The sequence below is a fragment of the Thermobispora bispora DSM 43833 genome, assembly GCF_000092645.1.
In the GTDB taxonomy this organism is placed as follows: Bacteria; Actinomycetota; Actinomycetes; order Streptosporangiales; family Streptosporangiaceae; genus Thermobispora; species Thermobispora bispora.
Map to the genome: position 1 here is coordinate 1,923,203 of NC_014165.1, position 20,443 is coordinate 1,943,645.

General features: G+C 71.5%; 20 protein-coding genes. 10 read left to right on the top strand and 10 right to left on the bottom strand.

Translation table 11 applies throughout. The features are described 5' to 3' along the window. The first annotated feature begins 2 nt into the window (after positions 1-2). The 3 genes from TBIS_RS08265 to TBIS_RS08275 are packed head-to-tail and all read left to right on the top strand — an operon-like array spanning position 3 to position 2,892. Positions 3-1,028, top strand: coding sequence for an ABC transporter ATP-binding protein (locus tag TBIS_RS08265; RefSeq protein WP_013131905.1), 1,026 nt, complete (start codon positions 3-5; stop codon positions 1,026-1,028). Continuing rightward, on the top strand, positions 1,025-2,032 hold the full coding sequence (locus TBIS_RS08270; RefSeq protein ID WP_013131906.1) for an ABC transporter ATP-binding protein: 1,008 nt from the start codon (positions 1,025-1,027) through the stop codon (positions 2,030-2,032). The genes TBIS_RS08265 and TBIS_RS08270 overlap by 4 nt, the downstream gene beginning before the upstream one ends. Beyond that, positions 2,029-2,892: a GNAT family N-acetyltransferase gene (locus tag TBIS_RS08275; RefSeq protein ID WP_013131907.1), complete on the top strand. Its 864-nt coding sequence runs from the start codon at positions 2,029-2,031 to the stop codon at positions 2,890-2,892. The genes TBIS_RS08270 and TBIS_RS08275 overlap by 4 nt, the downstream gene beginning before the upstream one ends. Positions 2,893-2,903: 11 nt before the next feature. Here the strand turns inward: TBIS_RS08275 and TBIS_RS08280 are convergent, their stop codons facing one another. Further along, positions 2,904-4,016 (bottom strand): exo-beta-N-acetylmuramidase NamZ family protein, encoded by a 1,113-nt coding sequence (locus TBIS_RS08280; protein WP_013131908.1) that lies wholly within the window; start codon positions 4,014-4,016, stop codon positions 2,904-2,906. 26 nt (positions 4,017-4,042) lie between these two features. Between TBIS_RS08280 and murQ the strand changes: the two genes are divergently transcribed. The 6 genes from murQ (at position 4,043) to TBIS_RS08305 (ending at position 11,317) form a co-directional block, all read left to right on the top strand. Beyond that, positions 4,043-4,948 (top strand): N-acetylmuramic acid 6-phosphate etherase, encoded by a 906-nt coding sequence (murQ, locus tag TBIS_RS08285; RefSeq protein ID WP_013131909.1) that lies wholly within the window; start codon positions 4,043-4,045, stop codon positions 4,946-4,948. Continuing rightward, positions 4,941-5,987 (top strand): serine hydrolase domain-containing protein, encoded by a 1,047-nt coding sequence (locus tag TBIS_RS08290; protein ID WP_013131910.1) that lies wholly within the window; start codon positions 4,941-4,943, stop codon positions 5,985-5,987. The genes murQ and TBIS_RS08290 overlap by 8 nt, the downstream gene beginning before the upstream one ends. Positions 5,988-6,913: 926 nt before the next feature. Further along, positions 6,914-8,725: an alpha/beta hydrolase gene (locus tag TBIS_RS08295; protein ID WP_242384327.1), complete on the top strand. Its 1,812-nt coding sequence runs from the start codon at positions 6,914-6,916 to the stop codon at positions 8,723-8,725. A gap of 27 nt (positions 8,726-8,752) precedes the next feature. Then, positions 8,753-9,232: an NADPH-dependent FMN reductase family protein gene (locus TBIS_RS08300; RefSeq protein WP_242384328.1), complete on the top strand. Its 480-nt coding sequence runs from the start codon at positions 8,753-8,755 to the stop codon at positions 9,230-9,232. A 413-nt stretch (positions 9,233-9,645) separates the two neighbouring features. Then, positions 9,646-10,233 (top strand): hypothetical protein, encoded by a 588-nt coding sequence (locus tag TBIS_RS18605; protein ID WP_242384329.1) that lies wholly within the window; start codon positions 9,646-9,648, stop codon positions 10,231-10,233. Positions 10,234-11,008: 775 nt separating this feature from the next. After that, a complete protein-coding gene (locus TBIS_RS08305) occupies positions 11,009-11,317 on the top strand; it encodes an MTH1187 family thiamine-binding protein (RefSeq protein WP_013131913.1) in 309 nt (102 codons plus the stop codon). Positions 11,318-11,478: 161 nt separating this feature from the next. Here TBIS_RS08305 and TBIS_RS08310 read toward each other — a convergent pair whose 3' ends face one another. From TBIS_RS08310 to TBIS_RS08330, 6 genes are all read right to left on the bottom strand, one after another. After that, positions 11,479-12,159, bottom strand: coding sequence for an endonuclease V (locus TBIS_RS08310; protein ID WP_041431363.1), 681 nt, complete (start codon positions 12,157-12,159; stop codon positions 11,479-11,481). Between the two features lie 293 nt (positions 12,160-12,452). Further along, positions 12,453-13,454 (bottom strand): glutathione S-transferase family protein, encoded by a 1,002-nt coding sequence (locus tag TBIS_RS08315; protein ID WP_013131915.1) that lies wholly within the window; start codon positions 13,452-13,454, stop codon positions 12,453-12,455. A 137-nt stretch (positions 13,455-13,591) separates the two neighbouring features. Continuing rightward, positions 13,592-14,086: an SPW repeat protein gene (locus tag TBIS_RS08320; protein ID WP_013131916.1), complete on the bottom strand. Its 495-nt coding sequence runs from the start codon at positions 14,084-14,086 to the stop codon at positions 13,592-13,594. 246 nt (positions 14,087-14,332) lie between these two features. Further along, entirely contained in the window at positions 14,333-14,458 is a 126-nt protein-coding gene (locus TBIS_RS20065; protein ID WP_013131917.1) for a hypothetical protein, read from the bottom strand. A 290-nt stretch (positions 14,459-14,748) separates the two neighbouring features. Continuing rightward, positions 14,749-15,249 (bottom strand): hypothetical protein, encoded by a 501-nt coding sequence (locus TBIS_RS18125; RefSeq protein ID WP_013131918.1) that lies wholly within the window; start codon positions 15,247-15,249, stop codon positions 14,749-14,751. Positions 15,250-15,471: 222 nt separating this feature from the next. Next, positions 15,472-16,500, bottom strand: a complete 1,029-nt coding sequence (locus TBIS_RS08330) for an ROK family protein (RefSeq protein WP_013131919.1) — start codon at positions 16,498-16,500, stop codon at positions 15,472-15,474. Positions 16,501-16,798: 298 nt separating this feature from the next. On the opposite strand from TBIS_RS08330, the gene TBIS_RS08335 reads away from it, so the two are divergent. Then, positions 16,799-17,380 (top strand): hemerythrin domain-containing protein, encoded by a 582-nt coding sequence (locus TBIS_RS08335; protein WP_013131921.1) that lies wholly within the window; start codon positions 16,799-16,801, stop codon positions 17,378-17,380. Positions 17,381-17,476: 96 nt separating this feature from the next. On the opposite strand, the gene TBIS_RS08340 is transcribed toward TBIS_RS08335, so the two are convergent. The 3 genes from TBIS_RS08340 to TBIS_RS08350 form a co-directional block, all read right to left on the bottom strand. Next, the gene (locus TBIS_RS08340) at positions 17,477-18,676 is read right to left on the bottom strand and encodes a hypothetical protein (protein ID WP_013131922.1); all 1,200 of its coding nucleotides are present in this window, start codon (positions 18,674-18,676) and stop codon (positions 17,477-17,479) included. Between the two features lie 185 nt (positions 18,677-18,861). Then, positions 18,862-19,965: an MBL fold metallo-hydrolase gene (locus TBIS_RS08345; RefSeq protein WP_013131923.1), complete on the bottom strand. Its 1,104-nt coding sequence runs from the start codon at positions 19,963-19,965 to the stop codon at positions 18,862-18,864. Between the two features lie 125 nt (positions 19,966-20,090). Next, the gene (locus TBIS_RS08350; protein ID WP_013131924.1) at positions 20,091-20,342 is read right to left on the bottom strand and encodes a hypothetical protein; all 252 of its coding nucleotides are present in this window, start codon (positions 20,340-20,342) and stop codon (positions 20,091-20,093) included. Positions 20,343-20,443 lie beyond the last annotated feature (101 nt).

The following is a 20,443-nucleotide window of genomic DNA, read 5'->3' on the forward strand; positions in this document are numbered from 1 at the left end:
CGATGACCCTGACCACCACCGCCGCACCCGGGGTGCGGATCCGCGACCTCACGGTCGTCTACCGGACCCCGCACGGCGAGCTCCCCGCCGTCCGGGGGGTCGACCTCACGCTCGCCCCGGGGACGATCACCGGCGTCGTCGGCGAGTCCGGATCCGGCAAGTCGACCCTCGCGCTCTCCCTGCTCAACGCGGTCCAGCCGCCCGGCCGGATCGCGAGCGGCAGCGTGGAGATCGACGGCATCGGCGACGTGGTGCGGCTCGGCGGTGAGCGGCTCCGGCAGACCCGCGGCCGCCGCATCGGCTACGTCTTCCAGGCGGCGCAGAACTCGCTCAACCCGCTGAAGACCATCGGCAAGCAGCTCCTCGACCTCGGCCGCTCGCACGGAGTGGAGGACCTGCGCGGCCTGGTCCGCGACGCCAAGGAGCTGCTCGCCCGCATGGGCATGGACGGCGCCCGGGTGCTCGACTCCTACCAGCACGAGCTCTCCGGGGGCATGCGCCAGCGGGTCGGCATCATGCTCGCCCTCGTCCTCAACGCCAAGGTCGTCGTGCTCGACGAGCCGACCACCGCGCTCGACATGATCACCCAGGCGATGATCCTGCGGATCGTCCGGGAGATCCACGAGGAGCGCGGCCTCACCACGCTCATCATCACCCACGACGTCGGGGCGGTCGCGGAGATCGCCGACGACCTCGCCGTCATGTACGGTGGCCGCGTGGTGGAGCACGGCCCCGTGGAAGAGGTGCTCGGCAGCCCCGCCCACCCGTACACCCAGGCGCTGATCCGGGCGATCCCCCGCCTGTCCGGGGACCTGTCGCTGGCCCGCCCCCTGCCCGGGCGGCCGCCCACGCTCGGCACCCTCCCGGTCACCGGGTGCGTGTTCCGCGAGCGCTGCGACCGGCGGATGCCGATCTGCGAGACGGACGACCCCGCCCAGGTGGTCGCCGGCGGGCGCACGGTCGCCTGCCACGCGGTCGTCCCGCCGCACGCTCCCGCCGAGCCGGCCATGCGGAAGGAGTACGCGTGATCACGGGGAAGGGGATCACCAAGACCTACCGGCAGCGCGGCGGCATCCTCGGCAAGCGGACCGTGCAGGCGCTGCGCGGCGTCGACTTCGCCATCGAGAAGGGCGGAGCGGTCTCTTTCATCGGCGAATCCGGCTGCGGCAAGAGCACCCTCGGCCGGATCATCGCCGGCCTGGAGACCTACGACTCCGGTGAGATCATCATCGACGGCGTGCCCATGTCCGCGCTGAGCCGCCGGCGGCGCTGGCCGTACTTCCGGAGGATCCAGCTCATCCACCAGGACCCCTACTCGGCCCTCAACCCCACCCGCACGATCTACCAGACCCTCCAGGCGCCGCTCGCGCTCCGCGCGCGGCGGACCCGCCGCCCGAGGTCGTGGGTGGACGAGCGGGCCGAGGAGCTGCTCTCCCTGGTCGGCCTCGACCCGGGGTACGTGCTCCCGCGCTACCCCCACCAGCTCTCCGGCGGCATGCGCCAGCGGGTGGTGATCGCCCGGGCGCTCACCGTGGACCCCGACGTGCTCGTCGCCGACGAGGCCGTGTCGATGATCGACGTGTCGCTGCGGCTCGGCATCCTCGACCTCCTCAAGGACCTGCGGGAACGGCTCGGCGTGGGCGTGCTGTTCATCACCCACGACATCGCCACCGCCCGCTACCTCGGGGAGAACGGCGAGCTCTACGTGCTCTACCGCGGGGAGGTCGTCGAGCGCGGGCCGACCGAGCAGGTCATCGCCCGGCCCGTCCACCCGTACACCCAGGCGCTGCTGTCCGCGGTCCCCGTGCTGCGCGGCCGGGAGGTGGCGAGCGACCAGCGGGTCATCCCCACCGAGCCGCTCGACGAGCGGAAGGCCGGCACGGGCTGCCTGTTCGCGCCGCGCTGCCCGTTCGCCACGGACCGGTGCCGCAGCGAGCACCCCACCCTGGCCCGCTTCGAAGGGTCCGGGCAGTGGCACGCGTGCTTCCTGCCGCGGCCGCGGAGCGTCATCCCCGTGGAGGTGCCCGGGTGAGCGGGCACGCCATCGACCCGGTACGGCCCGACGACCGGGTCGCCGAGATCGCCGCGGCCGCGCTGTGGGCGGACGCCGACGAGGCCGCGCTCCTCACCCGGCGGCTCGCCGCCCCGCCCGAGGGGCGGCGGTGGACCGTGCTCGCCGACCGCGACCTGCACGGGGTGGTGTTCGCCTCCATCGGCGCGGACGGCGCCGGCCACCTGGACCTGCTCGCCGTCCACCCGGAGGCGCAGGGCCGGGGGATCGGCCGGGCGCTCGTGGCCGCGGCCGAGGAGTGGCTGCGGGACCACGGCGCCACCGAGGCGCGGTTCGCCGGCAACCCGCCCTGCTACGCCTGGCCGGGCATCGACGTCCGGTACACCCCGGCCGCCTGTCTCGCCGAGCGCCTGGGCTACGAGCGCTACCAGGTCGCCTGGAACATGACCGTCGACCTGCCGGTCCGCTGCGACGAGGCCGCGGAGACCGCCCGGCTCACCGCCGCCGGGGTCACCGTGCACGCCGCGCCGCCCGGGGAGCGGGACGCGGTGAGCGCGTTCGCGCGCGAGCACTTCTCCGACGCGTGGGCGTGGGAGGCCGAGCAGGCCATCGGCTGCCATTACGCCGTGCGCGACGGGCGGATCATCGGCTTCGCCGCCTGGGGGGCGCGGCCGTTCTGGTTCGGCCCGATGGGCACGGCCGAGGCCGCCCGCGGGCTCGGCGTGGGCCGGGTGCTGCTCTGGCGCTGCCTCGCCGAGCAGGCCGGCGCCGGCATGCGCACCGCGCAGATCGGCTGGGTGGGACCGCTCCGCTTCTACTCCCGGGCCGCGGGCGCCCGGGCGGAGCGGGTCTTCTGGCTCTACCGGCGCCGGCTCGCCTGATGCGGCCGGGGTCACCGGTACAGCGGCTCGGGCGGGCCGGACCACCCCGTGCTCCCGCACAGCCCGCGCGGATCCTCCCCGGCCTCCAGCGCCCGGCGCAGGGAGTCCGACCCCCACAGCGAGTCCAGGAACGGGCCGCAGGCGAAGTCCTCCGGGTAGAGGGTGCGCAGCACGTGGAGCACGGACACGCCGGTGAGCACCGGCCGGAACGCCTCCCGGTCGGTGACGTGCACCTGCACCCCGCGCACCGGGGTCCCGGCGTACTTCCCGGCCGTGGGGGTGAACCACGCGCCGCGGAACCGGACGCCCGGCAGGCCGAGCGCGGCCAGCTCCCGGGCGAACCGCCCGTCCACGAACGGGGCGCCGATCAGCTCGAACGGCCGGGTGGTCCCCCGGCCCTCGGACACGTTGGTCCCCTCCAGCAGGCCGGTCCCGGGGTAGACCAGGGCGGTGTCCAGGGTCGGCATGTTCGCCGACGGCATCACCCACGGCAGGCCGGTCCGGTCGAAGTACCACTCCCGCCGCCAGCCCTCCATCGGGACCACCTCCGGCTCCACGCCCAGCCGCCGCCCGGCGAGCAGGGCCATCTCACCCGCGGTGAGGCCGTGCCGGATCGGCACCGGAAGGCGGCCCAGGAACCCGGCGAACCCCGGGTCGAGCAGCGGGCCCTCCACGCGCACCCCGCCGATCGGGTTGGGGCGGTCGAGCACGACGAACCGCAGCCCCAGCCGCCCGGCCGAGGCCAGCAGGTCGTACATGGTCCACAGGTAGGTGTAGAAGCGGGTGCCGACGTCGTTGATGTCGAACACGAGCACGTCCACGCCGGAGGAGGCCACGACCTCGTCCAGCGCCGCACCCGACCGCCCGTAGGTGTCGAACACCGGCAGCCCGGTGTCCGGGTCGGCGGCGTCCGCCTCCCCGCCGCCCGCCTGCACCGTGCCGCGCAGGCCGTGCTCGGGGCCGAACAGGGCGGTCACCGGCACGCCCGCCGCGAGCAGGGCCGGTGCCGACGGCGTCAGATCGGGAAGGACTCCGGTGGGGTTGGTGATGAGGCCGGCCCGGGCACCGCCGATCCGCCGCTCACCGGCGGCCACCCGCTCCAGCCCGGTGCGCACCCGCGTCATATCGATCGAGCATCCGGATTCGAGGAATGATGAGGCAATCTCTCGCCGCTCTCGCCACCGAACAGATCGATCCCCGCTACAGCGGGATCGACACCCTGCCGACCGAGGAGATCGCCCGGCTCATGAACGAGGCCGACGCCACCGTGCCCGCCGCGGTCGGCCGGGCGATCCCGGCCATCTCCGCGGCGATCGACGCGATCGCCGAGCGGATGCGATCCGGCGGCCGGCTGCTCTATGTCGGCGCGGGCACCTCGGGGCGGCTCGCCGTGCTCGACGCCGCGGAATGCCCGCCGACGTTCGGCACCGACCCCGAGCAGGTCCAGGGCATCATCGCCGGAGGGGAGGCCGCGCTGCTCCGGCCGGTCGAGGGGGCCGAGGACGACGCCGCGGCCGGGGCCGCCGTGATCCGCGAGAAGGGGACCGGCCCGCTCGACTCCGTGGTCGGGATCTCGGCGAGCGGGCGCGCGCCGTACGTGGTCGCCGCCGTGGCCGAGGCGCGGCGGCGCGGCGCGCTCACCGTGGCGCTCACCTGCAACACCGGTACGGCCCTGGCCGCCGAGGCCGAGCACGCGATCGAGGTCGTGGTCGGGCCGGAGGTGATCGCCGGTTCGACCCGGCTGAAGGCGGGCACCGCGCAGAAGCTGGTGCTCAACATGATCTCGACGATCACGATGATCCGGTGCGGCCGGGTCTACCGGAACTACATGATCGACGTGGTGGCGAGCAACGCCAAGCTGATCGACCGGGCGACCCGCATCGTCGCCGACCTCACCGGCGCCGACCAGGAGACCGCCCGCCGTGCCCTGGAGGACGCCGGGCGCGACGTGAAGACCGCCGTGGTGATGATCGAACGCGGCCTCCCGGCGGGCGAGGCGCGGACGCTGCTCGCCCGGCACGGCCACCGGCTCGGCGACGCGCTGCGCGATGCTTGAACGGATCCTCCGCGCGGCGGTCCCCGAGGTGGCCTCCGCCGCGGTCGCGCTGATCGCGGTGGACGGGCGCACGGCCGCCGCCGCGGCGGTGGGCGAGGCCATGCGCTACGCCGACGGATCGGGGCGCCTGCTCCCCGAGCGGCCCCCGGTGGCGGCCGATGCCCTCTTCGACATCGCCTCGATCACCAAGCTCTTCACCACGGTGGTGCTGCTCGCGCTCGCCGACGCCGGGCGGCTCGCGCTGGACGACCCGGTCGCCGCGTGGCTGCCCCGGCACTACGGCCACCGGCCCGAGGTCACCATCCGCCACCTGCTCACCCACACCGCCGGGCTGCCCCCGGGGCGCCGGGTGGAGCACGAGCCGGAGGACGCCCGCTGGGAGCTGGTGCTCTCCACCCCGCAGGCCGGGCCGGTCGGCGCGCACGTCTACTCCGACGTCGGCATGATCACGGCGGGGCGGGTGGCGGAGCTCGCCGGCGGCGCTCCGCTCGACGTGCTGGTCCGGGATCTCGTCACCGCGCCGCTCGGCCTGGCGGACACGGTCTTCCGCCCGGGACCCGCCCTGCGGGAGCGGGCCGTGGCCACCGAGTACAAGCCCGAGCGGGACACCATCGCGTGCGTCCGGGGCGAGGTGCACGACGAGACCGCGTACGCGCTCGGCGGCGTGGCCGGCCACGCCGGGCTGTTCTCCACCGCCGCCGACCTGCTCCGCTTCGGTGAGGCGCTGCGCACCGGCGGCGGGGGAGTGCTCTCCCCGGCGGCGGTCGCCGAGATGCTCCGGGATCAGGGGGTGACCGGCGCCGCCTACCGGCAAGGGCTCGGGATCCGCATCGGCGATCCCGCGATCGTCGGCCCGCTCCGGGACGCGGCCGGGCATTCGGGGTTCACCGGCACCTCGCTCGTCATCGACCCCGCCCGCCGGCTCACCGTGGTGCTCTTGACCAACAACGTCCACCCGCTGCGCGGCCGGCCGGGCATCCGGGAGCTGCGCACCGCGGTGGCCGCCGAGGCGCTCCGGCTCGCCGGGTCCTCGCGCTGAAGGGGGCCGTGGGCGACGATCCCGCCCGGTGCGTGATCTCTGTTGGTGGGCGGGTGGCCCAGCGGGGTACCGCTGGGCCGGGCACCTCGTGGTGTCCCTCCCGCAGCCGCGCTCGCGGATGCCGGCGGTGGCAGACCCGACCGCCCGTGCCCATGGGACACGACCACCTCGGTGCGCGAGGCCGGCGTGCCCCAGGCAGGCGATCCCCGTGCCGGCGGACGTCAGCACCGACCGGGCGCGCCCATGCTCACCTTCCCGGCCACGAGAGCGGCCACCGGTCAAGGCCCCGGCACGGTCGGCCGCCGGGCGGTTTCGCGGTGAAGTGGTGTGCGCCCTTGGCCGGAACGGGGTGCTATTCGGCGATTTACGCCTACCTCGGTATCGCCGAAATCTTCCGTTTTAGTGATGTTCTTTCCTGAGGCAGGCTGACCTATGCTCAGTCGTACTGATCGGCCCGGTGGTGTGCCGCGCAATGGCCGGTCCTCATCCGTGCCGGATGAATCGTCGTTGAGCGCCGTCCGGGCGGCGCTGCCGGTGGCATGCATGTGTTTTTCAGGAAGGCTGCCATCGGATCGCATTCGGACACGGTGACTGCCCGGGAGGCCCGAAGGTGAGACGGGGCGCGCGCCGGTCACCGAGGCACGATGCGCTCGGGGACCGCCGTTGGCCCCGCGATGCGGTGCGGTCTGCTCGCTTCCTTGCCTGTCACAGCCCTGAGCCCTGAGATGCCCCTCATGCAGCCCTGAGGCGCCCGCGTGGCGGCTTTCACCTTAGTACCGTCATTTGTTAGACGAAAAAGGAATGACTTTTCCGTAAGCCGCGAACGAGGCATTGTGCGACTCTTGTCGCATGACAATCGGCCTGCTCATTCGATTTCATGAATTCTCATTGCCGGCCGTTGGCGCGGTATGCGAATCTGCTGGCCCGTGGCGGCGGATACGGCAACCGAATTGGAGCTCGCTTTCACCCGGGTGGTACGGCTGGGCCAGGAGTACGCGGGGGTGCTGGATTCCCCGTACCGGTGCCTGATCGCCAAGGCGTGGGTGGGCGGCGGGGCACCGGTTTTCGCCGAGGAGCTGCGGGTGCGGCGGGCCCGGGTGCAGGCCGCCTTCCAGGAGGCGGCCGCTCAGATCGCCGAGCAGATCCACCGCCAGGGCGGGCGCCGCCCGGCGGTCCCCACGTTCGCCACTCCGGCCGCGGTGGTATCCCCTGCGCCGTCGGGGTTTGCGGGGATGGACATCCCGGCGATGCAGCGGTTGATTGCGGGGTTGGAGCGGGCGGGGCAGGAGCTGCGGCATGCCGGGGCCCGGGTCGGGGCCGAACTACGCGCGTCGGGCCTGCCGGCCACCCCGGGGCATCAGATCTCCGGGGTGGGGGTGTGGGCGCAAGAGCAGGTGCCCGGCCTGCGCCGGCGGTTGGAGCGGATCCAGCGGGACTGCCCCGGTGGGTTGACCACCCCGGTGATGACCGGGTTCGGGCTGTTCGGCGGATATGCCCCCGACCGGCACGGGGTGGGCGCGCTGCTGGATGCCGCCGCTACCGGGGATGTGGTGGCGCTGCAGCGGTTGGTGGAGCTGCAGCGAACGGGCGCGGATCGTCAGCTGGCGGCCCGGGTGAACGCCTGGTGGCAGTCCCTCGGCGCCGCCGAACGGCAGCGGTTGCTCACCGGCGCCCCGCATCTCCTCGGCCGGTTGGACGGTCTTCCCGCCACGGTGCGCGATCAGGCCAATCGCGCCCATCTGGCCCAGGAGAAACAGGCCGTCACCGCCGAGCTGGCCCGGCTGCGCCAAAGCGCCCAGGCGGCGGAAGCCCGGGTCAAAGAACTGGAAGGGCGGTTGCGCCAGATCACCGCCGTGGAACGCGCCCTGGCCCTCGGCGGGCGAGACGGCCGCCCACCGGCCCTGTTGCTGCTGTTCGACCCTTCCGGCCCGGGGAAGGCCGCCATCTCCTTCGGCGATCCGGACGAGGCCACCTCGATCGTGGTCTCGGTGCCCGGCACCGGGACCACCCTCGAAGGGTTCGCCGGAGATGCGCAACGTGCGGTGAGGATATGGGACCAAGCGTCGGCGGTCGGTGGTCCCAACAGCACGATTGCTTCGATTGCATGGCTGGGATATGACGCCCCCCAGTGGGGCTCGATCCTCAGCAGTGATCGCAGCCCGGCAAATCTTGGCGCGGCTGAGAAGGGTGCGCCCGCGCTGGCGAGCTTCACCGACGGCTTGCGCGCCGCCCACCTGCCCACCACGGACGCCCGGCTGACCGTGATCGGGCACAGCTACGGATCAACCCTCACCGGGGCGGCTGCAAGGCTTCGCCCGCATGCATTCGCCGACCAGCTCATCTTTCTTGGCAGCCCTGGTGCGGGCGCCCGGCATGCAAGTGAACTGGGAGTGAAGTCGGTGTGGGTCGGTGAAGCTCCAGACGACCCAGTAGCAGATCTTGGGATATACGGTGCCGATCCCAGTGACGCAAAGTTCGGCGGGCAGAACTTCTATGTTCAAGAGGCGAGCGATTTTCCCTATTCATTGAAGGCCCACTCCATTTATTGGGAGCGTGGATCGGCTTCGCTCCGGAACCTCGGGTATCTGGTCACCGGCCAGTACGCCAAGCTCGTTCCGTTTCCGGTTCCCACTCCGTCTCCGAACCCGTCTCCCCTACCGCCTGGTCCAGCAGCGCAGCCGTCTTCCAGCGGAATTCCTGCTGGTGCGCTGCCCTCTCCGCAACCATTCGGAGGATGAATGCTCCGCCGTCTCGTCTCGACCGCCGTGCTCGCCACCCTGACCACAGGATGCGCCGGAGGGTTCATGGAGAGAACCATTACCAAGGATGAGGCCCTGCGCCGTGTTCACGAACTGATCGATGACACCGTCGCGATCATCGATCCGAAACCACGACTTGATCTCGACCCCACGACCCTGTCCGTACATCACTGTCTGGATCCGTCTGACGGCGGATCAGAAGATCGCATTTACGTCACCCGTGGCTATTACTTGCGCGGAATACCCAAGGAGAAGATCGGGGATGTGGCCAGGCAGATAAGGCGACGTTGGGAAGAGCGAGGCCACTTCATCGACTCGGTTTCGAAGGACGGCACGGTCATCGCGGCGCGATCCCGGCCCGACGACTTCACCCTCGCACTCTCGTGGACCGCCGGTGACGTCCTCATGATCGAGGTTTCCTCCTATTGCATATGGCCGAACGGGACGCCGGAGCCGAGCTCGTCGTCCGGTCCGGGAGAACCGTGACCATGAGACGGGCGGATCACGTACGGAGTGGCCGCAAGGCTGCACCCGCATGACTTCGCCGACCAGCCCATCATCCTGGGGTAGCCCTGGCGTGGGTGCCCGGCATGCCAGTGAATCGGGAGTCAGGTCGGTCTGGGTAGGCGAGGCTCCGGACGACTCGCGGACCTCGGAGTGCCGATCCCAGTGAAAAGGAGTTCGGTGCCAGAACTGTTATGTGAACTGAACTTCGTCTCTGCCTTACTCGTTGGCCGTCCACTCTAGCTATTGGAACGAGCTTCACTATCCATCAAGAACTCGGATTTCTGATCAATGTCAATATGACGATCTGACCCTTGCCGAATCGGCTGCTACGCCGAGCCCGTCTCCTGCACAGAGTTCTGTGCTTCGACAATCCTCTGACCGAGGAGAACCTCATGCCGAGCAGATGCCTTCGCCGCAACCGGCCGGAGGATGAATTCCGCATCATCGCCCTGATCGCCGCTCTCGCTTCCGTGACCGCGGGTTGTGTCGGAGGAAGAGCTGATTCAATCATGATCAAGTCAACCATGACCAAGGACGAGGCGCTCGCCCGTGTTCAGGAGCTGATCAACGATACGGTGTCCATCATTGATCCAAAGCCACGATTGGATCTCGATCCCATTACGTTGACTGTTTATCCCTGCCTTGGTTGGACGGGAGATCACACAGACGGTCGCATCTTCATCAGCCGAGCCTACCATTTGCGTGGTCTTCCCAAAGAAAAGGATAAACTCGCCGACATTGCCCGCAGCGTGAGACGCCATTGGGAGCAACGAGGTCACATTATCGAAGCGGTGTCAAGAGATGGTCTGGTCATCACCGCGCGTTCCCGATCCGATGATTTCCGTCTCTCCTTGTCGTGGACGAGCGGTGATATTCCCGGTCTCGGCGTTTCCTCTCCCTGCGTGTGGCCGAAGGGAGCTCCGGAACCCATCCCGTCCTCAGATCTCGACCGGTTATCTGAGTCTCGGCAGACTCCGTGACGCCGGGCTGATCTTGATCGGATTCCCATGCTCCCGTGCTTTCTCCCGATGGCCATCGACGCCGTCAAGAGGAGAGGAGGGTTCTGCATTTGGCTTCACGGGACTCGGGATCGTCCTCATCGCCTGACCTCCTGCTGCGTGCCTCGGGCCGTCAGCGTCTAGGGGTCGGCTAGCACGAGCTAGGCATACAGCGTCGTCCGACGGTACGCCGTGTCGAGTCCACGTCTGGCCCCCTGCCTGTCTCGGTGACTGCACCGTAGGCGGTCGCCGCCGTGGAACCGCGCTGCTCCCGGGTGAGCCCGGTGCTGGAGGCGGACGCCCGGGCCGGTCAAGGGCGCTTTGACGCGAAGGTCGAGCCCGTCGATCGCCACCTCGCCGGTAAGGAGCGCTGGCGCCGGAGCAAGCAGCAACCAGCCGGGGGATGAATGCTTCGCATTACCGTCGTGATCGCTTTAACGGTTATGACCGCAGGCTGCATGGGAGGACGTATGGAGCCGACCATGACAAGTGGCGAGGCGATGTCCTCGGTCTCGAGGTGTCCTCCCACTGCATCTGGCCGAATGGGACTCCCGAGCCGCCACCTTCGTACGACCTCGACCTGGGCAGCCCGGCAGACGTCGGAAAGCCCAGCCCCAGCTAGACGACGGAGATCCCTGTTGACGCGGTCTCGGGACGGAACCGCGCGCAGCGCGCCGGGCCGGCCGGGCATGCCCGCTCTGGACGGCAGTAGGCGTCCAGGCCGGGAGTGCTACGGTGACCGCCCGGGAGGTGAGTGATGTCGGTATTGGTGGCGTTCAGCGTCACGCCGATCGGCAAGGGGGAGGACGTCGGCGAACTGGTCGCCGAGGCGGTGCGGGTGGTCCGGGAGTCCGGGCTGCCCAACCGGACCGACGCGATGTTCACCACGATCGAGGGCGAGTCGTGGGACGAGGTGCTCGACGTGGTGAAGAAGGCGGTCGCCGCCGTGGAGCGGCGCTGCTCCCGGGTGAGCCTGGTGCTGAAGGCGGACGCCCGGGCCGGTCAGGGGCGCCTCGACGCGAAGGTCGCGTCCATCGAGCGCCACCTCGCCGGTCAGGGCAGCTAGCTGCCGGAGGTCACCACGGACCCGCCGGTGGATCCCCCGAACCGGGGGACACGGTCGGCGACGCCCACCCGAGAGCGACGCCCATCCCGTGCCGCCGCTCGACGACCACGTCCCGCCGCTCGAAGAGACCGGCGCGTCGCCGGGTGTCGCCACGGCCCTGGTCACGGGGTGGTGCCGCGGGTGAGCACCGCACGGGAGAGCCGGTCGGCGGCCCGGGTCGTCTCGGGCAGCCGGTGCCGCGGGCACAGCGCGAGCACGTTCGCGCACGCGGTGTCCAGGTCGATCCGGTTGCCCACGGAGACGAACACCGGCTTGACGTCGTCCTGCGTCCGGAGCACCCGCCCCACCACGTCGTCGCCGAGGCGCAGCTCGCTCCACGACCCGCGACGCCGTCCGGGCATCTCGTACGTTCCGACGTACGCGGTCTTGCCCACACCGATGGTCGGCAGCCCGGTGAGCACGCCCAGGTGGCAGGCGAGCCCGAACCGGCGGGGATGCGCGAGGCCGTACCCGTCGCAGACGATGAGCTCGGGCGTCCTGGTGAGCCGCTCGAGGGCGGTGATCAGGCCCGGCAGCTCGCGGAAGGCGAGCAGCCCGGGCACGTAGTCGAAGGCCACCCGTCCTGGTACGGCGACCTGTTCGAGCACCTCGAGGGTGGCGCCGTCGAGCACCACGACGGCCGCGACCAGCCGCTCGCCGGCATAGGCGACGTCCACGCCCGCCACGGTCGCCGGGTGGCGCGGGCCTGGTCCGGTGAGGTCGAGCCGGGACCGCAGCTTCTCTTGGATCGCCTCGGCCTCGTCGACCGTCGTCGGCCACGACGGCGGAGCGTCAACCTTCACGGTGGCCCACCATAGATCCTTCCGCCGGCCCGGTGGGCGGGCCGTACGGCGGGGCCGGAGCCCGACGGGCCGGGCCGTCAGGCGAGGAGGCCCGACGGCGCGCCCGGCCACGGGATCCCCGCCCGCAGGCGCGGAGGCCGGCCACGCCGGGGTGACCATCCGGCTCACCTCCGGCGCCCGCCGCATGCGCGAGGCCGGCCCGGAGCGTACGCGCACGCCCGGGCCCGGCGGCGGGGCCGGGGCGCGTGACCAGCGCCCTCGGCCGGCGCGCTATGGGAACGCGTCCGGGACGGCTAGGCGGGCAGGCCCGGCCCGAGCCGCTCCCGGCCGTGCGGGGCGTGCCAGTCGAGGACCGGCCCGGCGGGGATGATCCGCAGCGGGTTCAGCCGCGGGTGCGTCAGGTAGTAGTGGCGCTTGATGTGATCGAAGTCGGTGGTGCCGCCGAAGGCCGGGTGCTGGTACAGGTCGCGGGTGTAGCCCCACAGGTTGGGGTAGTCGGCGATGCGGCGGAGGTTCGCCTTGAAGTGGGTCACGTAGACCGTGTCGAACCGCACGAGCGTGACCCAGAGCCGGATGTCGGATTCGGTGATCCGGTCGCCGAAGAGGTACCGCCGGTCGGCGAGCCGCTCCTCGAGCTCGTCGAGCATGGCGAAGAGCTCCCGCACCGCGGTGTCGTAGGCCTCCTGGCTGGTGGCGAAGCCGCACCGGTACACCCCGTTGTTCACGTACCGGTAGATGCGGTCGTTGAGCGCGTCGATCTCGTCGCGCAGCTCGACCGGGTAGAGGTCGATGCCAGGCCTGGCCCACTCCCGGAACTGGGTGGCGAGGTCGATGGTGATGTCCGGGAAGTTGTTGCTCACGATCCGCTTGGTCTCGCGGTCCCAGAGCACCGGCACGGACACGTGGCCGTCGTAGCCCGGCTCGGTCGCCTCGTACGCCTCCCGGAGGAGGGTGAAGCCGTTGACCTCGTCGGGCCCGTGGCCGGGGCCGTGGCGGAAGGCCCACCCGCGCCCGTCGCGCACCGGGTCGACGACGGACATGGAGATGACGTCCTCGAGGCCGAGCAGGGAGCGCACGATGATCGACCGGTGCGCCCACGGGCAGGCGAGGGAGACGTACAGGTGGTAGCGGCCCGGCCGGGCGGGGTACCCGCTGCTGCCGTCCGCGGTGACGCGCCCGCGGAAGCGGTACAGCGGCCGCTGGAAGGATCCGTCGGGTCCGGTGGACTGCTTGATCTCGTAGTCGCCGTAGACGGCGAAGTCCACGGGGCTCGCGACAGGGTGCGTGGTGGTCATTGCCCCATTCTCTACCGACGGACCCGGTTAAGGCAGGCGCCCGGCGCCCGGTCCGGGCCGTGCCCGGGCAAGACCGTGCCGCGGCCGGGTCAGGTGACCGGCTGCGGCCGGCTGATCGCGGTTGCGCGGGCTCCGGTTCAGGACTGCTGCGGGCGGTCGAAGCCGCCGCCGGGCCGTTCGAAGCCGGTGCTGCGTTCGTATCCACCGCCGGTCCGGCCCTGCTGCATCATGCCGAGGCGCATGGTCGCCAGGCCGAGGGCGAGGATGATCGCACCGATGATCACGTTGTTGATGATCGTCCGTCCTTCGGTCGCTCCGCGGACCAGCCACGGCGCCACGATGGTCCACACCCCGATCAGGGGCGCGACCCAGGACAGGCCGTACGTGCGGCCGAACGCCGAGCTGTAGCTGAGGGCGAGCATGGAGACCAGCAGGCCGGTGATCAGGTTGTTCACCGTGATCCCGGTGAGGTTCTGGAACCCGACGATCCACGGTGAGAGGGCGAGGTACAGGCCGGCGACCATGTTGAGGCCGTCCGCCGTCTGCATGGTCGGGTTGGCCGAGGCGGCCTCGTACCGCGCGCGCATCTCCATGATGTCGGGATGGGTCCCGATGTCGGTGCTGTGCCTCATCGGTTCCACCCCCCTTTCGTGGTCGGACGTATTTGCAGCATACGCCCGATATGTCCGCAATATGGTGTTATGAGGGTTTTCTTAGTTCGAGGTGGTGTTGACCTGGCACGCACCGCCGGCGGGCCGGTGCGCGGCGGTTGAGCTGAGGGAGGCGCGTCCCGCATCCCACGGTGCCGGGCGGCCGGCGGGGGAGTGGGCGGCACGGGCGCGCGGCCTTACCGCGTTTCGCGTCGAACCGGGATCTTCTCAGGCGGCCGCGCCGAACTGGATCCGGAGGCCCGAGGTGATGAGGGCCTGGACCAGGCGGAGGATCAGGGCTTCCAAGAGCATCAGCGCGGCCTTGGCGAGCACTGCGGCGACGAAGTCCGACATTGGTATCCAATCTGTCTGAACTTGCTTTCATTGGGATACTCGCGGACAAACGTCGCGAAGCAGCGTAGTTTAGGTTAACGGCAGATGAACGTCCCGTGACGATACGGTGCGCGCCCGCCGGTTCGCCCCGCCCCGGATCCACCCGGTGCACGGTCCCCGGAAGCACCGCGCCAGGATCCCGCCCACGGAGCGCCGGGTCCCGTCCCCGATGGGTCCCGGTGGTCTCGCCCGCGATGAGGCCGGGGCCCTGCCCGCGTGACCCCGCCCCGGGGCGGAGACCCCGGGATCCGTCAGGCGGTGGTCCGCTTGGTGGCCCGGGTGCGGCGCGTGGTCGTGGTGGTGGTGCCCGTGGTGGTCCGCGTCCGGCGGGCCGGCTCCGTGGGCTCGCTCGCCGTCTCCCGCGGGGCCCGCAGCGGGGACCAGCGCTGCTCCCGCGCCCGGGCGCGCTGGGCGATCATCGTCCCCGCGCCGATCGCCGCGGCGATCGGCCAGTCGATCACGCCGAAGGCCGCGATGGCGGCGAGGCCGCCGTAGTAGAGCATGCGCTCCGGCGGCGGGAGGAACGTGCGGGCGATGTCGATGGCGTGCCCGAGCTCCCGCGGGGTGATGTGCGGCAGCTCCACCCGGGGCAGGTGCAGCTCCGGGGGCCGGATCTGGATCCGGACGCACGGCAGGTTCAGCGTGAGCTCACGGCGGGCGCTTCGCATGGTGTGCGGGGGGATCGGGGCCGCCGGCGGCGCGGTGGCGCCGGGCTGTTCGTAGGACGTGCGTTCCGACGTGGTGACGGTCATGCTTCCTCCCCCGAACTCCCCCGATCAGCGGACGGCCGCGAACGCCGCCGCGAACCGCTGCGTCCGCGGCGTTCGTTCGCGATGTCGTATCCATCTTCCACCGCCGCTTATCGCGTTTCGGCTGATAAGAGCCGTTGTTTGCCGAGATTTCCCGAAATGCAGATGCGCCGGTACGGCAGGCCCGCGGCCATGCCGAACGGCATCGGCGGCGCCGGCCCGCGGTCACTCCCCGCGGACCGCGGCGAGCGCGGCGAGCGCCACGCCCCGGGCACCCGCCATGTCCCGATCCCGCACCAGCGCCACCGTGGCGATCCGGCGCTGCTCGGCCCGGAGCGCGGTGTGCTCCCGCACCTTGCCGAGGAACCAGTCGCGGAAGCGCGGCGCCGCCTCCACCACGCCGCCCCCGACGAAGTACGCGTCCGGGTCGAGCACGTTGCCCAGGATGGTGAAGAGCCTGCCGATCGCGATCGCCTGCTGCTCGAAGATCTTGAGCGCGAGCGGGTCGCCGTGCTCCGCGTGGCCGCGGAGCAGCCGGGCCGCCTTGGCCAGGGGCTCGACGTCGGCGAGCTCGTGGCCGGGGAACCGGGTCAGCCAGTACGGCAGCAGGTTCCGCTCGATCCCGGTGAGCGAGGCGATGCTCTCCACGTCCCCGGTGAAGCCGCAATTGCAGGTGGGCGCCGGCTGCCCCTCCTCGAGCAGGCCGTCCAGGGGGATGTGCACGTGCCCGAGCTCGCCGGCCATGCCGGCCGCGCCCGTCACCACCCGGCCGTGCACGACGACCCCGCCGCCGAGCCCGGTGCCGACGACGGCCGCGACCGAGGAGCGCTCGTGGGCCTCGGCGCCGAAGTGGGCGTGGTGGGCGTAGAGCGCGGCCGCGTTGCCGTCGTTGAGGTACACGACCGGCAGGCCGAGCCGCGCCTCGAGCGCCCCGCGGAAGTCGAACCCGCGCCACGCGGGGTGACCGAAGTTCGTGGCCCCGGTGGACGCGATCACCCCGTTGGCGTCGGCCGGGCCGGGGGAGTCGAGCCCCACCGCGCGCACCGCCGAGCGCGGGGTGCCGGTGAGCTCGAGCACCCCTTCGAACGCGCGGACGAGCTGGGCGAGCGCGACCTCGGGGCCCTCCCGGACGAGGCTCGGCGTCTCCACCATCCGGTCCACCAGGAACCGCCCGGAGGAGTCGAGCACGGTCGCGTTGTTGCTCGTGCCGCCGTTGTCGAGCCCGACCACCACCCAGGGCGCCGTGTTCGCCATCGCACCACCTCCGCGCTACTCCGAGCGAAGAGTATGCGGGCCCGGCCGGGCGAGCACCAGCCCGTGCCGCGCCCGCGTCCCATCGCGGACGCGGTGCGCCGCCCCGCGCCGGGCCGTACCGTGGCGAACACGGATCGGATAGTCGATGTCACGCTGCGTGACACAGAAGGTGCACGGGTACTCATCTGTCACCGGCAGGCGGGAGCCCGGCATGAGGGGCGCTCCCGCCGCATTGGTGCCCGGGGGTGTCACCGCCGGCGTGCGGCGGTGGGGTACCGGATTCCGAAGGGAGAGCTTGATGACAGCGGCCCAGCCGATACCCGAGCTGATGAAGGAGAACGACGTCGTCGACCTGCTCATCCATCAGCACGGGGTGATCAGGGACATGTTCGACGAGGTGGAGCAGGCCACGGGCAGAGATCGGGAGGAGGCGTTCCGCCGCCTGGTGCGCATGCTCTCGGTGCACGAGACCGCGGAGGAGGAGATCGTGCACCCGTACGTGCGCCGCCGGATCGAGGGCGGCGCCGAGGTGATCGAGGACCGGCTGCGCGAGGAGAACCAGGCCAAGCGCCTGCTCAGCCGGATGGACCAGCTCGGCACCGACCACCCGGACTTCCTCGAGAACCTCCGCCGGCTGCGCCTGATGGTGACGCAGCACGCGCGGGCCGAGGAGCGGTACGAGTTCATGCGGATGCGGGCCGAGACCACGGCCGCCGAGCGCCGGGCCCTGGCCCTGGGCGTGCGGGCCGCCGAGGCGATGGCCCCGACCCGGCCCCGCCCTGGGGTGGAGTCGGCGACGAAGAACCTGCTCTTCGGCCCACCCGCGGCGATCATCGACCGGGCGCGCGACCTGATCCGCCGGGCGATGTCGCGGCGGTGACCGCGGGGTCGCGCCCCTGAGACCGCCTCTGATACGACGTACGGCTCCCGCCCGCCCGGGCGGGAGCCGTACCGCTGTCCGGACGGCCGCGCAGGGTCAGCGGGTCCCCATGAGCCGGAGCGGGTGGGCCCCCTCGGTCTCCATGCGGTACTCCATGCCGGACCGGGCGCGGTTCTCCTCGATGACGCGCTCGCTCGGCGGCTCCTCGCCGCCCATGATCTGCTCCTGCCAGCGCTGGAACCGCTCGTGGGCCTCCTGGACGTAGCCGGTGCCGAGCGTGGTGTAGTCGACCTGGGTGGCGATCAGCTCGCGGATGAACTGCTTGTTCGGCTCGAAGGTCACCGGCTCGGGGATGCGGTTGGGGAGCACCTCGGCGGGGTCGCGCCCGTCGTGGCGGCGCATGAGGTCGCAGGCGATGCGCAGGTGCTCGAGCTCCATGTTGAGGTGGAGCTCCCAGATCCGCTTGACCTTGGGGTCGGTCTCGGTCTGCATGAAGGAGTAGTACATGTAGCACTCGTTGTACTCGTGGATGACGAGCCGTTCCCACCAGGTCTCGCCCGGGTCCACGAGCGACTCGTAGTGCGTGACGTGCTCCTCCTCCACGAGCCCGATCTCCTGGTAGAGCTGCCGGGCGATCGGCTCCATGTACATCGGCCCGACGTTCATGTAGAAGTTCATGGTCTGCTGCTCGGCAGACATGATCGTCAGCGCGTGGAGCCGGGAGATCGGCTGGACCTTGTCCCGCTTGTACGGCTCGCGCACGTTGTCGATGGGATGCCGGTGCTGGGCGATGGTGGGCCGGCCCGGCATCACCTCGGTGAGCGCGTCGACGATCTTCTCCGCCTTGCGGTGCTCGATCATCTCGTACAGGTTGGCGTACCGGTACAGGTGGTCGAAGTCCTCGAGCACGCCGAACTGGTACGCCTGCTTCAGATAGGGATCGGGCTCCATCCGCGCGACCCAGGCGGTGAGGTCGACGGCGACCTGCTCGTACGAGATCGTCGTCTCCAGCACCGAGCTCAGGCCGGGCAGCAACCAGTTCACCACCCGTTGCTGCTGGGCCTCCATGAACCGGACGTGGGCAAGCTGCTGGCGCACCTCCGGATCCGGGCAATGCCGGGCGAACTGGTGGCTGAACCAGATCGCCTCCATCTCGATGCCGTTCATCGTGATGATGCGGCATCGGGTGTACGGGTCCGCCCGATCAGGGTCGATGGGCGTCACGTTCAGCTCGCGCCAGTTGCGCAGCTGGCGGTCGAGAGGGATCCCCCGTTCCTTCAATGGGTTGAATGTCATCAGCCGGCTCCTTCCCCCGATGGAAAGGCGCGGGGCCGTCGCCCGGACATGACAGGAGCCGTCAGGGCACCCCGCGCTGGCGCAGGGCGTACCCAGACCGCGGACCGTGGCAAACCTCGCCAACCTGGTCGAATCCGCAGGTCAACCCGGCGTTGGGGGGTTGATTGCCGAGCGCTGAGGCCGGCTCAGGCGATCTCGCGCCACCAGCCGTCCACCGGCGGCGGGTCGTCCGCGCTCACCCGCTCTCCCGGGCGCGGTACGGCGAGGCGGACGCCGTGCGCCCGTGCCTCCCGGCACAACCGTTCCACCGGATCGCTCCAGGAGTGCGGGGCGAGGCGGAACGTGCCCCAGTGCACCGGCAGCAGCAGGCCCGCGCGGAGGTCGAGGTGGGCGCGGACCGCCTCCTCCGGGGTCATGTGCACGTCCGGCCAGGCGGCGCTGTACGCGCCGATCTGGATGACCGACAGGTCGAAGGGGCCGTACGCCCGCCCGATGGCGGCGTACCCGTCGAAGTAGCCCGAGTCCCCGGTGTAAAAGACCCGCCTCCGCTCCCCGGCGACCACCCACGAGGCCCACAGGGTCGGGTTGCGGGCGATGAAGCGGCCGGAGAAGTGACGGGCCGCGGTCGCGGTGAGCCGCAGCCCGCTGAGCTTGGTCTCCTCGTCCCAGTCGAGCTCGATGATGCGGGAGGCCGGCACTCCCCACCGTTCGAGGTGGGCGCCGACCCCGAGCGGCACGGCGAACGGGGCCCGCTGCAGCCGGGTCAGCTCCCGCACCGTCGCCATGTCGAGGTGGTCGTAGTGGTCGTGGGAGATCACGATGGCGTCGAGCTCGGGGAGGCCGGCGAGCGGGACCGGGGCCGGGTGCAGGCGGCGCGGGCCGGCGATCGGCGAGGGGGAGCAGCGCTCGCTCCAGACCGGGTCGAAGAGGACCCGCCGGCCCTCGATCTCGATCAGCACCGAGGCGTGGCCGTACCAGACCACGTCGAGGTCGCTCGCGGGCCCGGGCGAGGGCGTGACGAGCGGCACGGGTCCCCGCGGGCGGCGCGGCCCGGAGCGAAGCTCACCGAGGACGGCGCGGGCGGTGCCGCGCCGCCGCCCTGACGTCGGCACCGGGTTCCGGAAGCGTCCGCCGCCGAACCGCTCCGACCGCCGGATCCGCCGGGCGCGCTCCCCGGCCGGGCGCGCGCCGAGCGCCGGCACGATGTCGCGCGCCAGCCACCCGGCGCCGGCCAGGGCGAACAGCACGCCGAGCAGCCGCAGCGCATGGCCGGACCGGCTGTCCTTCACCCGCGTGCTCCTTCCGGGACCTCGTCGGTTCACGGATCACTCTAGGCGGCCTGCCGGCCGGGTGTCCCGCCCGGCCGGCGCCGCACCGCCCGGGGGACGGGCCGCACCCGGTGCCCCTGCCGGGATCAGCGCACGCCGGGCTCGGGCGGCTCCGGCACCTGGTCCGGGCTGCCGGGCGGGCACGGCCGGGCGATCCGCGTCTCGTAGTGGAGAAAGCCCTCGCCGAAGCAGTCGGTGCACTGCTCGTTCACGCCCGCCGTGCCGGCGCTGAGGCCGAGCACCGCCGCACGATCGACGATGACGCGGCCCGATCCCAGGCAGCTGGGGCAGAGCATGCGCTCCCGATGGGCGGGGGTTGACTCCTCGTCTCCGTTCACCGAGCCTCCCTCCGGGGCACCGCGCGGCGGGCCCCGCCGGTGTCATGCTCTCAGTCTGCCGTGCCCGCCGGCGTGCCCGGGAACGAGCCGCCCGGCGGGAG

Coding starts and splice junctions, on each gene's coding strand:
- TBIS_RS08315 (WP_013131915.1), bottom strand. CDS start 13,454: ATGACCACCACGCACCCTGTCGCGAGCCCCGTGGACTTCGCCGTCTAC.
- TBIS_RS20065 (WP_013131917.1), bottom strand. CDS start 14,458: ATGTCGGACTTCGTCGCCGCAGTGCTCGCCAAGGCCGCGCTGATGCTC.
- TBIS_RS08265 (WP_013131905.1), top strand. CDS start 3: ATGACCCTGACCACCACCGCCGCACCCGGGGTGCGGATCCGCGACCTC.
- TBIS_RS08335 (WP_013131921.1), top strand. CDS start 16,799: ATGACAGCGGCCCAGCCGATACCCGAGCTGATGAAGGAGAACGACGTC.
- TBIS_RS18125 (WP_013131918.1), bottom strand. CDS start 15,249: ATGACCGTCACCACGTCGGAACGCACGTCCTACGAACAGCCCGGCGCC.
- TBIS_RS08330 (WP_013131919.1), bottom strand. CDS start 16,500: ATGGCGAACACGGCGCCCTGGGTGGTGGTCGGGCTCGACAACGGCGGC.
- TBIS_RS08305 (WP_013131913.1), top strand. CDS start 11,009: ATGTCGGTATTGGTGGCGTTCAGCGTCACGCCGATCGGCAAGGGGGAG.
- TBIS_RS08320 (WP_013131916.1), bottom strand. CDS start 14,086: ATGAGGCACAGCACCGACATCGGGACCCATCCCGACATCATGGAGATG.
- TBIS_RS18605 (WP_242384329.1), top strand. CDS start 9,646: ATGCCGAGCAGATGCCTTCGCCGCAACCGGCCGGAGGATGAATTCCGC.
- TBIS_RS08290 (WP_013131910.1), top strand. CDS start 4,941: ATGCTTGAACGGATCCTCCGCGCGGCGGTCCCCGAGGTGGCCTCCGCC.
- TBIS_RS08280 (WP_013131908.1), bottom strand. CDS start 4,016: ATGACGCGGGTGCGCACCGGGCTGGAGCGGGTGGCCGCCGGTGAGCGG.
- TBIS_RS08340 (WP_013131922.1), bottom strand. CDS start 18,676: ATGACATTCAACCCATTGAAGGAACGGGGGATCCCTCTCGACCGCCAG.
- murQ (WP_013131909.1), top strand. CDS start 4,043: ATGATGAGGCAATCTCTCGCCGCTCTCGCCACCGAACAGATCGATCCC.